Below are 17,413 nucleotides of genomic sequence, written 5' to 3' on the forward strand. Positions count from 1 at the left end.
AACTCCCCGTTTCTCTATTTATTTCGCGTCGTACCAAGTGTCACCAAATGCGCTATCTACTTTTAGCGGTACAGAAAGCTCTACTGCATTTTCCATAACATCTGGGACAATTTCTTCTAATTTAGCTATTTCGGCTTCAGGTGCTTCGAAGATCAATTCATCGTGCACTTGAAGTAATAATTTGGCTTCTAATTTTTCGGATACTAAACGCTCGCTCATGAGAATCATCGCTTTTTTGATAATATCAGCGGCACTACCTTGAATAGGCGTGTTCATCGCCGTTCTTTCTGCAAATCCGCGAACATTAAAATTACGACTGACAATCTCTGGAATATACCGACGACGATGTAAAATGGTCTCTACATAGCCTTTTTCTTTCGCAAAACGAACGATATCTTGCATATATTCTTTCACGGCTGGATAACTCACAAAGTAACGATCAATGAAGTCTTTTGCTTCTTTACGCGTAATACCAAGGTTTTGCGAAAGCCCATAATCACTAATTCCATATACAATACCAAAGTTGACCGCTTTAGCTTGACGACGCATTAATGAATCCACTTCGTCTTGTTCAACATGAAACACGTCCATCGCCGTTTTCGTATGAATATCATAATCGTGCTTAAATGCATAAATTAAATTTTCATCTTCCGAAATATGTGCTAAGACTCTCAGCTCTACTTGCGAATAATCGGCTGAAAACATTTTCCAACCTGGTTTACTCGGTACGAAAACTTGTCTTATTTTCCGTCCTTCTTCTAAACGAATAGGGATATTTTGCAAGTTCGGATCAACTGAACTTAAGCGTCCTGTTTGTGTTAATGTTTGGTTGAAACGTGTGTGCACTTTATGTGTTTCTTTATCTGTCACTTTAAGCAGTCCTTCGATATAAGTGGACTGAATTTTACCAAGTTGACGATATAACAAAATTTCATCAATAATCGCGTGTTTACCAGATAAACTTTCCAGTACATCGGCAGCAGTTGAATAACCTGTTTTTGTTTTCTTGACCGCTGGGAGACCAAGCTTTTCAAATAAAATCACACCTAGTTGTTTCGGTGAATTAATATTGAATGCTTCGCCGGCTAGAGAATGGATCGACTCTTCCAATGTTTTCAGTCTACCCGCTAGCTCCACTTTCATATTCTCTAGACGTTCTGTATCTACACTAACCCCTTGCATTTCCATTTCTGCTAATACAAAAGTCAGTGGCAACTCTAAATCTTCCATCAAAGCTAATTGTTCATTTTCCTCTAAATCAGCAACCAGTCTTTTCTCTAAGTCAGCAATGGCTACCGCTTTTCTAGCTAAGTGGGACGCAACAATGCTTTCTTCTGGTGTGCTACGTTTGGCGCCTTTTCCGTAGACTGCCTCATCCGTTTCGACTTCTGTGTAATCATGTCTTACTGCAACGCTTGTAAAATCATCAATCGAGTCAGATGGATTTAGTAAATAAGAAGCTAACATGATATCAAAGGTAATACCAGAAATCGCTAAACCAATGCGATTCATTGCAACCATTGTTTTCTTCGCATCATATACTACTTTTGTTTGTTCACTTTCTACCCATTCACGGAACGCCTCACTATTTTCAGCAGTTTCCTTCGTAAAGAAATACGTCCCTTGGCTAGAATGTACTGTTAATCCAATGAAATTAGATGTATGATAATTATCATTTTCTAACTCCACATAAAGCGCAGTTTTCCCACCAAAATGTTTTTCTTTTAATTCTGTTACGATTTCAAAAGATAGTTCTTTTAATTCTTTTGCTTCTTCCGGTGTATCTCCCTCGATATTCTTCAAAAGTGTTGTAAAGTTCATTTCTTTTAATAAAGGAATTACTTTTTCCGTTTGATAACCGTCATATTTTGTGCTTTCAACTGTGCATTCAATCGGTGAATCTACATTGATTGTAGCTAGTTCTTTACTTAAAATAGCTAATTCTTTATTTTCCAGTACTTTTTCTTTTAGTTTTTTACCGGAAATTTCCTCGGCATGCTCTAACACACTTTCCACCGTTCCGCCAAATTCATGTAAGAGTTTTAAGGCTGTTTTTTCACCAACGCCTGGAATACCAGGAATATTATCGGAGGAATCGCCCATTAAACCTTTCATATCAATGATTTGTTCAGGAGTCAGATTGTATTTTTCTTTTAGTGTTTCTGGTGTGTTGGTTTCCATATCGGCTATACCTTTTTTAGTAATATAAACCGTTGTTTTTTCAGAAGCTAATTGCGTTAAGTCGCGGTCTCCGGTAATGATTGCTACTTCCATTCCATCTGCTTCCGCTTTTTTCGTCAATGTTCCGATAATATCATCTGCCTCGTAATTGGCAAGTTCATATTGCGGGATATCATACGCCGTTAAAAGTTCTCGGATGAATGGAAACTGTTCAGATAACTCACTTGGAGTTTTTTGACGTCCGCCTTTATAACCTTTAAATGTTGTATGTCTGAAAGTTGTTTTTCCAGCATCAAATGCAACGAGCACATGGCTAGGTTTTTCTTTTTCGAGTACATTCATCAACATCATTGCGAAACCATACACCGCATTTGTGTAAACACCTTTATCGTTATTTAAAAGCGGTAACGCATAAAAAGCGCGATTCGCAATACTATTTCCATCAATTAATACTAATTTATTCACAGGGATATCCTCCTCGATATTGTCATTCACTTGTGTCTATTTTACCATAGGAACACAAAAACAAACCACTTATCCGAATGGGATTAAATGGTTTGTTTTAAATACGTATATTTATGGTTAAAAATAAAAATACGGACTAGTTTTAGAAGTTAAAACGGATTATTTTAGAAATTTTTTATTAATTCATCCGCAAATTCCGAACATTTAACTTCTGTCGCACCATCCATTAATCGAGCAAAATCATAAGTTACGGTTTTCGCAGCGATTGTTTTTTCCATTGACTGATTAATTAATGCAGCCGCTTCACCCCAACCAATATGTTCAAGAAGAAGTGTCCCAGATAAAATAACCGATGAAGGATTCACTTTATCAAGACCTGCATACTTCGGCGCAGTACCATGTGTAGCTTCGAAAATTGCATGACCAGTTAAGTAGTTAATATTCGCACCTGGAGCAATACCGATTCCGCCTACTTGAGCAGCAAGTGCATCAGAAATGTAATCTCCATTCAAGTTCATTGTAGCAACTACATCAAATTCAGCTGGGCGAGTTAAGATTTGTTGCAAGAAAATATCCGCAATCGAATCTTTGACTAAAATTTTTCCAGCAGCAAGCGCTTCTTTTTGTTTCGCGTCAGCAACTTCTGTTCCTTCTGCTTCTTTAATTCGATCATACTCATTCCAAGTAAATACTTTATCGCCATATTCGCGTTCACATAAGTCATAGCCCCAATTTTTGAAAGCTCCTTCTGTAAACTTCATGATATTCCCTTTGTGTACGAGCGTTAATGATTTACGACCTTCTTTAATCGTATATTCAATCGCCGAACGTACTAAACGCTCTGTTCCTTCTTTGGAAATTGGCTTAATACCAATACCAGAAGTTTCCGGGAAACGGATTTTATCAACGCCAAATTCAGATTTTAAGAAGTCGATTAGTTTTTTCGATTCTACGCTACCTTCTTTAAATTCAATCCCAGCATAAATATCTTCTGTGTTCTCACGGAAAATGACCATATCTGTGTCTTCCGGACGTTTCACCGGTGAAGGAACACCTTTGAAATAGCGAACTGGACGTAAACAAACATATAAATCTAACTCTTGGCGCAGGGCAACGTTTAGTGAACGAATACCTCCACCGATTGGAGTAGTAAGCGGTCCTTTAATAGCAATCAAATATTCATCAATTGTATCTAAAGTCGCTTGTGGTAACCATTCTCCTGTTTGTTTAAATGCTTTTTCACCAGCTAATACTTCTTTCCAAGCAATTTCTTTTTCACCATTGTAAGCTTTTTTTACTGCGGCATCTAAAACGCGTTTTGCAGCTGCCCAGATGTCTGGACCAGTTCCGTCCCCTTCAATAAAAGGAATGACTGGGTTGTTTGGTGTTTTGAGTACACCGTTTTCTACTTGAATTTTTTGGCTCATAAAGTTTGTTCCTCCTCGATTAAATTCGTTCTTCTACAGGTAAATAACTTCTGTTTTCAGGTCCAACGTAAATAGCACGCGGACGAATAAGACGATTATCACGATATTGCTCGAAAATGTGTGCTAACCAGCCAGATACACGACTCACAGAAAACACAAGCGTAAACAAGTCGCGGTCAATACCAAGCGCATGATAAACGGAGGCAGAATAGAAATCGACATTTGGTTTTAAATGTTTTAATTCCCAAACCGCTTCTTCTACTTGCAGCGAAATATCAAACCATTTCTCTTCGCCTTTTTCAGCAGTTAACTTTCTAGACATTTCACGCAAATGTTGTGCACGAGGATCTCCGCCGCGATAAACACGGTGACCAAATCCCATAATTTTTTGCTTCGTATCAATTTTTTCTTGAATGTAATTGCGCACATCACCAGCTTGGTCAATTTCTTCTAACATATCAAATACGCGTTCATTGGCACCACCGTGAAGCGGGCCTTTCAGCGCACCAATTGCAGCTGTTACGCCGGAATAAACATCCGAAAGCGTTGCCACACAAACTCGCGCTGTAAAAGTAGAAGCATTAAATTCGTGATCAGCGTGCAGTACAAGCGCTTTATTCATCGCTTCTACCGACAACGCATCCGCTTCTTCTCCTGTAATCATGTAAAGGAAATTCGCTGCCATATTTAAATCTTCTCTAGGCGGAATTGGATCAAGTCCGCGACGAATTCTGGAAAAAGCGGCAACAATAGTTGGCATTTTTGCTTGAAGTCGCAAACCTTTACGGTAAACTGCTTCCCCGTCGTCTAACTCAGCTTCTGTATCAAATACACCAAGCATGGAAACTGTAGTTCTTAAAACACTCATCGGATGCAATTTTTGGTGATTTTGCATTCTTAAGCTCGTAATGATTGTTTCAGACACTGCCATATTTTCTTGGATTTCTCGTTTAAATTTTTTAAATTCATCTTTATTCGGCAAACGTAAATGCCATAATAAGTAAATCACTTCTTCAAAAGAAGCGTTATTTTCCATTAAATCGTCAATACCATAGCCAACATAAGTTAACATATCATCAATGATAGAGCTAATGGAAGTTTCAGCAACATATACATTTTCTAAGCCTTTAGATAACGTCATTTCATTTCCTCCTTTTATCCTTTTTTACGTATGTACTTATTTTATGAATGCAACTAACTGCATTGCCATGTACGCAATACCAGCTGCAATTACTGGTCCAGCAGCGATCCCTCTAAAAAGCACCACTGCTAAAATGGTCCCGAATACTAGTGAGACAGTCACTTGTGGATCAACGGCCATATAGCCTACACCTTTTTTCGCTAAGATAGAAACGGCAATTCCTGCACCAAGGCCAATCCAGCCAGCTGCCGATTTAAAAGAATCAATTAAATCTTTAAAACCGATTTGACCAGTTGCGATTGGAATTAAGATAGCAACCGTAATAATCGTTACACCCCAATTTATCCCTTTTGCTTGAATCATTTCCATTGCTTTGCCATCGACGTGAAATAACTTCAACAAAATAACGACAGCTACAGCAATGATAAGCGAATTATTTTTTGCTATAAGTCCGAGAAGTAAAAAAAGAAGTAAAAACAACATACTTTCCGTAAACATATTAAGTCACCTTTCAATATCACGCATCTAGGAAGCGAGATAACAATTATTATATCATAAACATACCTTATAGTAATACTAAAATGCCATAAGGAAAATGAATTGCCCTTTTTTCAATGAAACCTCTATAGAAAGTTTTTCCCATAGAGGTTTTAATTACATATCAAAATAATAATATTGCGTATGTTTCTTTTGATTTCCAAGCCATTTTGTTAATTTTGGTTTTAATAGCTTGCGGGAAAATGGAATAAAAACGAGTAGCCCAAGTATAGTTGTTATAACACCTGGAATAATTAATAAAAACCCGGCGATAAAAAAGCACAAACTATCCAACAAATACGGGGCTACAGTGCGGCCATCTCGTAAATTTCGGAAAAGGTTGCCACCAAGCCGTTTGAAAATAAAAACACCAAAGGCACTTGAAGCTGCCTGAATAAAAAGAAGTGGCCAAAAGCCAATTACTTGGAATAACCAAACGTACATAATTAACTCAATTAAGCCATATAAAGCCCAATAAAGAATAAATTTTCTCATAAAATCAACTCCAATACTTACTCTCTATTATAACCTATTTTGGCGTAATCGAAAAACGATACAGGCGTGCGCATAAAAAAAGCGCCCCGCATGCGGGACGCTTTTTAGAACATTAGCTATTAATGTGTTGCTGTTTTACCGTTATATACAACGCCTTGACGAGAATCAACAGTAATGATTTCACCGTCTTTTACAAGAGATGTTGCATCTTTAGCGCCAACGATGACAGGAATGCCAAGGTTGATTCCTACAACTGCTGCGTGGCTAGTTAATCCGCCTTCTTCCACAACAACTGCTGCACTTTTCTCGAATGCAGGTAGCATTTCTTTATCCGTTGTTTTAACGATTAAGATTCCGCCTTCTTCTGCTTTTTCAAGTGCTTCTGCATTGGATTTAGCAACGATTGCTTTACCAATAACAGATTTGCTGCCAATACCTTGGCCTTTAACAACTTTTTCACCAATTAATTGGATTTTCATTACGTTTGTTGTTCCACTTTCAGTAACTGGAACACCAGCAGTGATGATAATTAAGTCGCCTTGTTTTGCAACGCCAGAAGCAAGAGATTCTTTCACTGCAAGGTCGAACATTTCATCTGTGTTGCTAACTGGAGTAGCTAGACGAGGATAAACACCCCATGAAAGTGCTAAACCGCGGTATACATGCTCGTTGAATGTTACAGCAACGATATGAGATTTTGGACGGTATTTAGAGATCATACGCGCTGTGTGACCACTTTGAGTCGCAGCAACGATAGTTTGTACATTTAGGTTTTTCGCAGTATGGCCAACTGCTTGACCGATAGCTTCTGTCATATCCGTATTTTCGTGAAGTTTAAGTGCAAATTTATCTTGAGCAACTAGTACTTCTTCTGTACGAACAGCGATTTTCGCCATCATTTTAACTGCTTCTACTGGATAATCCCCAGCAGCTGTTTCACCAGATAACATAATTGCATCTGTTCCATCAAAAATCGCATTCGCTACGTCACTTGCTTCAGCGCGAGTTGGACGTGGGTTACGTTGCATGGAATCAAGCATTTGTGTTGCAGTAATAACAGGTTTTCCAAGTTTATTACATTTTCTGATAAGTTCTTTTTGTACAATCGGAACTTCTTCAGCTGGAATTTCAACACCAAGGTCACCACGAGCAACCATTAAGCCTTGAGATACTTGTAAGATTTCGTCGATATTGTCAACGCCCTCTTGGTTTTCGATTTTAGGAATAATTTGTACGTGAGTTGCATTATGCTCTTCTAGAATTTTAGTAATTTCAAGAACATCTGTAGCACGACGTACGAAAGATGCAGCGATAAAATCGATACCTTGTTCTAAACCGAAGCGGATATCAGCAGCGTCTTTTTCTGTGATTCCTGGTAGGTTGATAGAAACGTTTGGTACGTTAACACCTTTTTTATTTTTAAGTACACCTGGGTTAAGTACTTTTGTTACTAGTTCGCGATTAGCTTCGTCTTTTTCGATTACTTCAAGACCGATTAAACCGTCATCAAGTAAAATGGAAGAACCGATTTCTACGTCATCGTAAAGTTCGCCGTAAGTTACGGAGAATTTTTCTTTTGTTCCTTCAACAGGAGTCATAGAAACACGTACAACATCACCTGTTTGGAATTCTAGTTTTCCGCCAACCATGTCGTTCGTACGGATTTCTGGACCTTTTGTATCAAGTAAGATAGCCACTTGTTTGCCAGTTTTTTTCGATGCTTCACGGATATTTACAATACGCGCACCGTGCTCTTCAAAGTCTCCGTGAGAGAAATTAAGACGTGCTACGTTCATTCCTGCTTCGATCAACTGAACTAAAGTGTCAACTGACTCACTTGCAGGACCAATTGTACAAACAATTTTCGTTTTTTTCATGTTATTACTCCTCCTAGAACTTAGCTATTCATTCGTATTTATTATAAACATATCTTCCACATTTTACCAGTAACAACCTTGTAAAACAAGTCAGTTTGTGAACAAAATTGCAATCACCTTACATGGTAACGATAACAAGAAAACGTTTTCTAGATTGTTACAGCATGCTTAATGAGCGATTTGCATTTCTTTATCAACAAAGTTTATTTTTAATACGTTACTAAAATTTTTCACAAAGAAAGGCTACCATGCTTTGTCATGGCAGCCAGCTCTTCAGCCGTTTTAAATCGACAAAATAGATGCTAGATCAAATAATTTTTGATCAAGTGTGTGTTTTTCTTTCAAAATTTCACTAATGTCATTTTCGACAATTCTATTTTCACGGATTCCAACAGCTAATCCTCCGCGTTTTTCTAACAATAATTCTACTGAACGCGCACCAAGACGGCTTGCAAGTACACGGTCAAATGCAGTTGGGCTACCACCACGTTGAACGTGTCCAAGAACAGTTACACGTGCATGATAATCGCCATATTCAGCTAATTGTTTAGCGAATTCATTACCAGACATTACGCCCTCAGCAACGACGATAATACTATGTTTTTTACCACGTTCGCGACCTTTGTTCAAACGATCCACGACATCATCCATATTAAAGCTTTCTTCTGGAACGATGATAGCTTCAGCGCCACCAGCAAGTCCAGACCAAAGAGCGATATCACCAGCATCACGACCCATAACTTCAATAATGAAAGTACGTTCATGACTTGTAGCTGTATCGCGGATTTTATCAAGTGCATCAAGAACAGTGTTTAATGCAGTATCAAAACCAATAGTAAAATCAGTTCCAGAAATATCATTATCAATTGTTCCTGGGATACCAATAGTTGGGAATCCACGTTTTGTAAGTGCTTCCGCTCCGTGATAAGAACCATCTCCACCGATAACAACTAGGCCATCGATTTGATGTTTTTTCAATTGTTCAATTCCTTTAAGTTGTCCTTCTTCTGTAGCGAATTCAGGATATCTTGCGGAATAAAGGAATGTACCCCCGCGGTGAAGTAAATCACCAACAGAACCTAATTCTAGTTTACGAATATCGCCATTGACTAGCCCTAAAAAGCCATAGTTAATACCGTAAACTTCAAGTCCTTCATAGATTGCTTTCCGTACAACAGCACGAGTGGCTGCATTCATTCCTGGAGCGTCTCCTCCACTTGTTAAAATTGCAATTCGTTTCATTTTACTTACCACCTCAGACAATGATATTGTTTTTCATCACATGTGTTTATTCTACATGAAAAAAGGTCAAATGAAAAGCTTCAACAGAGCACTTTTTTTAACGAGAAGCTCTGCAAATCGCCATTTTAAATATCGGTCTATTCCGATTTGCGTAAAAAACGGCTTTATAGCTTAAATTATCATAATTGGTCTATACTTGTGAAGGGCTAAACTTTCTTTTAGCGTTTGGCATATACCAAAGAAGCGGATTTCCTGATTTTAGGAAATCCGCTTCTTTTATTGTTTATAAAGTATCGTATACACCGATTTTCTTGAATTTTTCATAACGTTGTTCTATTAATTGTTCTTCAGAAAATGCCATTAGTGCATGTAAAGACTTCGTGATAGTTTTATTAATTTCTTCGGCTTGCGCGTTTAAATCTCGGTGCGCACCACCTTTTACTTCTGGAATAATTCCATCTGTAATGCCAAGTTCGAACAAATCACCAGCTGTAATCCGCATAGACTCCGCTGCTTTCTTCGCTTGACTGGCATCTTTCCATAAAATAGCTGCTGCTCCTTCTGGTGAAATAACAGAGAAAACCGCATTTTCAAGCATGAAAATTTGATTTCCAACACCAAGAGCAAGTGCTCCACCACTTCCACCTTCACCAATTACAATAGAAATAATTGGTACTTTCATATCGCTCATTTCATAAAGGTTTCTAGCAATGGCTTCACTTTGACCGCGTTCTTCTGCAGCACGACCTGGGTAGGCACCTTTCGTATCAATGAAACAAATAATTGGTCGACCAAATTTATCTGCTTGTTTCATCAAACGTAGCGCTTTACGGAAACCTTCAGGATGAGGCATACCAAAATTACGATGTAAATTATCTTTTGTATCTTTACCACGTTGGTGACCGATAACTGTCACTGGAACACCCTTGAAAGTTGCGATACCACCAACAATTGCCGCATCGTCACCAAAAGCACGATCTCCGTGAAGTTCCATGAAGTCTTCAAATAAAAGTGAAATGTAATCAAGTGTCGTAGGTCTCTCCGGATGGCGAGCTACTTGAAATTTATCCCATGCAGTCATATTGCTATAAATGCTTGATTCTAACTTACCTAAGCGTTTTTCTAGCTTTTCGATTTCATTAGTCAAATCCACATCAGAAGTTTCATTGTATTCTTTTAAGTCCGCAATTTTGCTTTTTAATTCTAAAATCGGTTTCTCAAATTCCATCTCATTCGCCATCCGCTTCACCTCCTACTTCAGGTGTTTTCACGTGAATGCTTAAAATAAAACTTAATTTATTTTGCAAATCAAGGCGTGAAATACAGTCATCTAGTTGCCCGTGCTTTAATAAGAATTCCGCCGTTTGGAAGTCTTCTGGTAATTCTTCACGAACGGTTTGTTCAATCACTCGGCGACCTGCAAAGCCAATAAGCGCTCCTGGTTCTGCAAAGTTATAATCTCCAAGTGATGCAAAACTAGCAGAAACTCCGCCCGTAGTTGGGTGTGTCATTACCGTGATAACAAGTCCACCATGGTTGCTAAATCGCTTGAATGCAGCCGAAGTTTTTGCCATTTGCATAAGCGAAAGCATCCCTTCTTGCATACGCGCACCGCCGGATGCAGTGAAAATAACAAATGGTTTATTTGTTTTATCAGCATCTTCCACAGCACGAAGAATTTTTTCACCGACAACAGAGCCCATACTCGCCATTCTAAAACGAGAATCCATCACTGCAATAACAAGTGGATTACCGCCAATAGTTGCATGACCAGTAAGAATCGCTTCATTTAAACCAGATTTTTGCTTATCTTTCTCAATTCGATCCATATAATCTTCAAAACCAAGTGGATTTGCTGTCGTTAAATTAGCATCAATTTCTTCAAAAGAGCCTTCATCAACAAGCATATCGATTCGTGCTTTTGCCCCAATTGGATGGTGAAAACCACAATAATTACATACCATAAGATTTTTTTGCAATTCTTTGGTATACATTATTTTTTTACATTCTGGACATTTTGTCATAATACCTTCTGGAACATCTGCTTTCGTTCCATCAGAAGGGATTGTGGCATATTTTCTCTTTTTTGGTTTTGTAAACAAGTCTCCTAGCAAGGATAACCCTCCCCATTTACGCTTTCTATTGTGGTTATTAACGATTCTTAATGTTGTAAAAATAAAAAATGAATAAAGACATGAAACATAAATCAACCGCATTTTCCCACAAGAAGACAAAATGCCAGTCTATCCGAATTACAACTGGACAGACTGCGCAATATTGTTTTCCACGTTAAACTATAACATACTTTCCATAAATATAGAAAGTCTAAGATTACTTAATGACTACATTCTCTTTACCAAGCAGCTCTACTAACGCTTCTTGCAACTCGTTTGATGGCGTTACTTGAATATTTTTCAGCTCAGCAGTTTGTTTCGTTATTGCTTGATGCACAATGACCTTACTGTCGCCTTTATAACGCGTTAAAACTGGCTTAATTTGTTCCATTTGCTGTGGTTCCGTTAATTTTAGGAACAATCGTACGGGGGCTTTTATTTCTTTTAAATCTTCTGCTTTATTAATAATTAACTGGAGTTCCCCGTTTCTCGTATCTGCTTTCACTTGCAAAAAGAGGATTTCCCCTTTTTGTGCAAAATTAGCGAATTTACGGTAACTTTCTGGGAACATCACTGCACTCAGTTCTTTGGAGTCATCACTAATTGTTAAAAAGCACATCGTTTCGCCTTTTTTTGTTCTAATTGATTTTACTTCGTGTACATAGGCAGCTACTTGATAATTTTTGCCAGAAGAAAGGTTTGCAAGTCTTGTGATTGCAAGGTTTTGTAATTTGTTTTGATAATACGATACTGGATGCGCTGAAACATATTGACCAGTGTATAATTTTTCTTTCTCCAACTTTTCATCAATCGAAATGGGCGCGGTTTTCCGGTAGCGTGGTTTCATCTTTTTCAAAAAGTCATCATCTTCCGCGAAAAGATTCATCCCTTTCGAGTCTTCACCGAGTAGCGAAATATATTGTAGCACTGCATCAATAGTTGCCAAAATCGTCGCTCGGTCTTCACCAAATTCGTCAAAACAACCAGAAAATACGAGTGCTTCTAAAACGGTTTCTGAGAGCATTTTATGTGGCATTCTTTCACAAAAATCAAAGAAATCTCGGAAAGGTGCTTTTTTTCGTTCGTTAATAATTTCTAAAATGAATTTCGTCGGGACTTTACGAATAACACGGAAACTATAGCGGATAGATGATTCATTCTCCACTTGGAAGTAGTAATTACTATGGTTGATGCTTGGCGCTAACATGCTAATGCCATAGTTTTTTGCTTCGGTAATGTACTGGGAAATTTTGTCGTCATTGCCAAAAACAGAGCTAAGAAGCGACGACATAAATGCAGCTGGAAAATGCGCTTTTAAATAAGCTAATTGAAAAGCGATTTTTGAATAAGCCGCTGCGTGACTTCGGTTGAAACCGTAATTCGCGAATTGAACAATCATATCATACACTTGGTTAGCGCTAGCATCTGAATAACCTTTACTCTTAGCACCTTCCACAAAGTGAATTCGCTCCTCGTTTAGGACATCTGCTTTCTTCTTGCTGACCGCTCGTCTTAATAAATCTGCTTCTCCAAGTGAAAATCCAGCCATTTGGTTCGCTACTTGAATAATTTGCTCTTGATAAACGATAACGCCGTATGTCACTTCCAAAATCGGCGCTAAATCTGGATGAGGATATTGAATTTTTTCTTTCCCGTGTTTTCTAGCGATAAATGTATCAATTTGTTCCATTGGACCTGGACGGTAAAGCGCATCCACCGCCACGACATCTTCAAAAGAAGTTGGTTTTAATTTTCGGAGTACGCGTCGAATCCCGTCCGATTCAAATTGGAATACACCTGTCGTGTCGCCTGTTTGGAATAGTTTTAATGTTTTTTTATCTTCTAAAGAGATATCCGCTAAGGTTAACGGCGTTTCTCTATTATAGTTAACCGATTTTAAAACGCGGTCGAGTAAACTAAGATTTCTAAGTCCTAAAAAGTCCATTTTAAGTAAGCCGATTTTCTCTAATTCTCCCATAGCAAACTGGGTCAAACGTGCATCTCCGCTACCTAATTGCAGCGCAACTTGTTCAACGAGTGGCTTGTCGCTAATAACTATTCCGGCTGCGTGCGTTGAAATATGACGTGGCAAGCCTTCCAGTTGACAAGCTACTTCCCAAATCATTTCATTTTCTTTAGAGCTTTTAATATGGTTTTCTAAACGTGGACTTTCTTGTAATGCTTTTTGTAACGTAATACCTAACTGACTTGGAATCAACTTAGACCATTCAGATAATAATACAGAATTTAACCCAAAACTCCTCGCAGTATCGCGAATCGCCGCTTTTGCCGCCAGTGTCCCAAACGTGCCGATTTGCGCCACATGCGCTTCTCCGTATTTAGATACCACATACGAAATCACTTCATCACGACGATTATCTGGAAAATCCAAATCGATATCGGGCATCGTAATCCGTTCTGGGTTTAAAAAACGTTCAAATAGCAAATTGTATCGAATCGGATCTACATCCGTAATTCTGAGTGCATAGGAAACAAGTGACCCAGCCGCAGAACCCCGACCTGGCCCCGTTAAAACTCCCGCCTCACGCGAATAACGAATAACATCCCAAACAATTAAAAAGTAATCGGCAAACCCCATCTCCGTAATAACTTTTAATTCATATTCTAATCGTTCCTGATATTCCGCCCCTAGTAAATCTCGTTCTTTTAAGCCATCATAGGCTGTCTGACGCAAAACATCTGGTGCATTTTGTCCTTCCGTTAATGGAAATCTAGGTAATAAATGCTGATCCAAAGCAATTTCGACATGACAACGGTCTGCAAGTTCACCAGTTTCAAAGCATGCCTGTTTTTCGAAATCCGTTTGCCAATCACGTTCCATTTCTTCTTGTGAGGTAAAATAATTTGGTCCAGCAAGTGGTAACGTTGTCCAATCGACCGTTCGATTATCACGAATGGCAGTTAAAACTTCTTTTGCTTGTGCATCTTTTGGCTCTAAATATTGTACATTTTTTGTCGCAACAACAGGCACATTTTCTTCTGCAGAAAATGTTTCTATTTTTGCAAAAAGGCGCGGATTTTCTTTTTGCGCAGATAAATAAACCGATTCTTTGCCAAAAATATCGACTAAATTTGCGTAAGCCTCTAGCGCTCCATCGCGATTCTCTTCCATCAGAAGACGTTCGATTTCTCCTTTGGCACCAGGTGAAATCGCAATCAAGTTACTGCTATAAGCGCGTAACCAGCTTTGTGGCAATTCTGGTCCTTCTTCGCGCGTTTGAATAGCACTCGCGATTTTTAATAACTCGTGATATCCAGCGGTTGATTCCGCAATTAATATCAACTCATATGAATTAATTGGATTTAAGTAACCTTGAATTGTCACCGTCATCCCAATAATTGGTTTTATATCCGCCGCTAAACACTTTTGATAAAACTCGACTACTCCGTAAAGCACATTTTTATCCGTAATTGCTAAGGCTGGATAATGGTATTCTTTTGCTTTAGCGATTAGCTTATCGATTGATGCTGTACTAGAAAGCAAATCATAAGCACTCGCAACTTGTAAATGAACAAAACCCACTATCCTCTCTCCTTTCAAAACTCTCTTTTTCCATTATATCGGTTAAGCTTAAAAAAAGAAAGTGTGTTCGTGTTTTTAAATGAAAAAATAAAGCCAGCTAGTTAACTGGCTTTAAATCTTATTTAGCTGCACAGATGCGCGCAAGTTTTGCTGTCATTTCTTTTATTTCTTCTTCATTATGCAGTGTCGCGCCAGAAGCGAGTGGGTGTCCACCTCCACCGTATTCTTTGGCTAGTTCATTAATAACTGGTCCTTTTGAACGTAACCGCGCTCTGAAAACCGGTCCTTCTTGAATGAACATAATCCACGCCTTAATTCCTTCCACATTTTCGATGCAAGATACAAGTGCGGAAGCGTCGCGCGGATCTACTTCAAACTCGTTTAAAAGCGTATCACTTAAATAAACGGTTGCAGCGCCATTTTCATCCATGACAAAATTTTGCAAAATATACCCTGAAAGCTTCACTGTATTTTTCGGTAACTCATATAGTTCACGATAAAGCGCCGGACGATCAAATGGAAATGTTACTAAATACGAGGATAGAAGTAAAGTTTCTTCTGTTGTACTTGGATACAAGAACCGTCCAGTATCACCAACAATTCCAGCATAGAGGAGTCTTGCAGCTGTTTCATTTAGAATTAACTCTTCTGAAAATGATTCCCAAAAAGCAGCAATCATTTCGCTACAAGAAGAAGCAGTCGTATCAACCCAAAGTAAATCACCATAAGCATCGTCATTTGGATGGTGGTCAATTTTGATTAGTGCTTTACCGAGGTTAAACCGCCCGTCTGAAATCCGCTCTTGGTTCGCGGTATCACACACAATTACAAGCGCATCTTTATATACTTCATCGGCTATTTCATCTACTGCACCTAAAAATTGGAGCGACACTTCATCATTCCCAACCGAGTAAACTTTTTTCTCAGGAAAACTAGCTCGGATAATTTCTGCAAGTCCCATTTGCGAACCGTATGCATCTGGGTCAGGACGTACATGCCTATGCAAAATAATCGTTTCATATTGTTTTATTTGTTGTAAAATCTCACTTTTCATTGTTTCGCCTCTATTTCTTTTTAACGTTCCATCATTTGACAAGCGACAATAGCTTTTCCGGTCAAAATTCCTTCTAAATAAAGCTCTACATCTAACTTCCCGGCTTTACGCCCCATTTCCAAAATTCGCGGCTTAATAACAATCGTCGCATCCATTTGAACAGGTTTTAGAAAATACATCGTTACATTTTCAATCGCCACATTCCGTTTTTTCATAGAAAATAGTTTTTGCTGCACAACTTCGCAGACCACTTGGGTAAATACACCATACGATAATGTCCCAAGCGAATTGGTCATTTGTGGACTCACTTTAAATTCGTAATCTGCCTCTTCGCCCGTATCTGCTTTTTCCGAAAGTTGATTTGCAATCGTATCATCAATCGTTTCGCCGACTTGTGGTTGTTTTTGAATCATTTGCATGGATTTCAAAATGTCTTGTCTACTAACGATGCCGATTAAAGTTAAATCATCTTTGACAACGGGGATGACTTCGATACTCTCCCAAATCATCATATGTGCCACTGATGCAACACTCATTTTCGGACCAACAGTTAGTGGATTTTTAGTCATCACTCGTTCAATCGAAATGCTCGGATTTTTTTCCAGAATATCCTTACTTGTAACCATCCCAGTAAGTCTCATCGCACGATTAACAACTGGGAAACGGCTGTGGCCTGTCGCTTCTTCCATTTTGTGCCAATCTTCTACTTTATCCGACGTAGATAAAAATGCCGTGGTTTCTAGTGGCGTTAAAATATCCTCCACAAATACCACTTCTTTTTTTTATTAATTGGTCATAAATCGCTCGGTTAATCATTGTTGCAACTGTAAACGTATCATAGGAAGTTGATAAAATTGGTAATTCTTTCTCATCTGCCAATTGTTTCACTTCGTCGTCCGTATCAAATCCACCAGTAATTAGCACCGCCGCACCACGTTTTAAAGCAAGTTCATGGGCACTAACTCGGTTTCCGACGATTAGTAAGTTGCCAGCATCCGTATAGCGTTCCATTGCTTCTACCGTCATCGCTCCAATAACAAATTTATTAAGCGATTTGTATAGTCCGGAACGACCGCCTAGCACTTGCCCATCAATCATATTCACAATCTCAGCAAAAGTTAATTTTTCGATACTATCTTTTTGTTTCCGTTCAATACGAAGTGTCCCCACTCGTTTAATAGTAGAAACAAACCCAATGATTTCTGCATCTTTAATAGCACGATAAGCAGTTCCCTCGCTTACAGACAAGTTTTTCGCGATTTTTCGTACAGATATTTTTTCTCCGACTGCAAGGTTTTCAATGTATTTTAAAATCTGTTCATGTTTTGTGGCCACG

The 17,413-nt window shown here is 38.6% G+C and carries 11 protein-coding genes and 1 pseudogene; all 12 read right to left on the minus strand.

What is annotated here, in order from left to right:
- Positions 1-18 precede the first annotated feature (18 nt).
- Positions 19-2,646, minus strand: a complete 2,628-nt coding sequence (polA, locus tag AB2Q86_RS08290; protein ID WP_012581262.1) for a DNA polymerase I — start codon at positions 2,644-2,646, stop codon at positions 19-21.
- A gap of 164 nt (positions 2,647-2,810) precedes the next feature.
- Positions 2,811-4,073, minus strand: coding sequence for an NADP-dependent isocitrate dehydrogenase (gene icd / locus AB2Q86_RS08295; protein ID WP_012581261.1), 1,263 nt, complete (start codon positions 4,071-4,073; stop codon positions 2,811-2,813).
- 19 nt (positions 4,074-4,092) lie between these two features.
- On the minus strand, positions 4,093-5,214 hold the full coding sequence (gene citZ, locus AB2Q86_RS08300) for a citrate synthase (protein ID WP_003730238.1): 1,122 nt from the start codon (positions 5,212-5,214) through the stop codon (positions 4,093-4,095).
- A 36-nt stretch (positions 5,215-5,250) separates the two neighbouring features.
- Positions 5,251-5,712 carry a DUF441 domain-containing protein gene (locus AB2Q86_RS08305; protein WP_003725694.1) on the minus strand — a complete coding sequence of 154 codons (462 nt, stop codon included), beginning with the start codon at positions 5,710-5,712 and terminating at the stop codon, positions 5,251-5,253.
- A gap of 156 nt (positions 5,713-5,868) precedes the next feature.
- Positions 5,869-6,246: an FxsA family protein gene (locus AB2Q86_RS08310; RefSeq protein ID WP_012581260.1), complete on the minus strand. Its 378-nt coding sequence runs from the start codon at positions 6,244-6,246 to the stop codon at positions 5,869-5,871.
- A gap of 119 nt (positions 6,247-6,365) precedes the next feature.
- Positions 6,366-8,123, minus strand: coding sequence for a pyruvate kinase (pyk, locus tag AB2Q86_RS08315; protein ID WP_003727384.1), 1,758 nt, complete (start codon positions 8,121-8,123; stop codon positions 6,366-6,368).
- Between the two features lie 282 nt (positions 8,124-8,405).
- Positions 8,406-9,365: a 6-phosphofructokinase gene (pfkA, locus tag AB2Q86_RS08320; RefSeq protein WP_012581259.1), complete on the minus strand. Its 960-nt coding sequence runs from the start codon at positions 9,363-9,365 to the stop codon at positions 8,406-8,408.
- Positions 9,366-9,648: 283 nt separating this feature from the next.
- Complete coding sequence (locus tag AB2Q86_RS08325) at positions 9,649-10,605, minus strand: acetyl-CoA carboxylase carboxyltransferase subunit alpha (RefSeq protein ID WP_012581258.1); 957 nt, start codon at positions 10,603-10,605, stop codon at positions 9,649-9,651.
- On the minus strand, positions 10,595-11,479 hold the full coding sequence (gene accD / locus AB2Q86_RS08330) for an acetyl-CoA carboxylase, carboxyltransferase subunit beta (RefSeq protein ID WP_012581257.1): 885 nt from the start codon (positions 11,477-11,479) through the stop codon (positions 10,595-10,597). The genes AB2Q86_RS08325 and accD overlap by 11 nt, the downstream gene beginning before the upstream one ends.
- Positions 11,480-11,696: 217 nt before the next feature.
- Positions 11,697-15,023: a DNA polymerase III subunit alpha gene (gene dnaE, locus AB2Q86_RS08335; RefSeq protein WP_012581256.1), complete on the minus strand. Its 3,327-nt coding sequence runs from the start codon at positions 15,021-15,023 to the stop codon at positions 11,697-11,699.
- Positions 15,024-15,141: 118 nt separating this feature from the next.
- Positions 15,142-16,077, minus strand: coding sequence for a bifunctional oligoribonuclease/PAP phosphatase NrnA (locus tag AB2Q86_RS08340; RefSeq protein WP_003767089.1), 936 nt, complete (start codon positions 16,075-16,077; stop codon positions 15,142-15,144).
- A gap of 20 nt (positions 16,078-16,097) precedes the next feature.
- Positions 16,098-17,412: pseudogene (gene ytoI, locus AB2Q86_RS08345) on the minus strand (CBS-HotDog domain-containing transcription factor YtoI).
- Position 17,413: the final 1 nt, after the last annotated feature.

The sequence above is a fragment of the Listeria monocytogenes genome (assembly GCF_041765605.1).
In the GTDB taxonomy this organism is placed as follows: Bacteria; Bacillota; Bacilli; order Lactobacillales; family Listeriaceae; genus Listeria; species Listeria monocytogenes_D.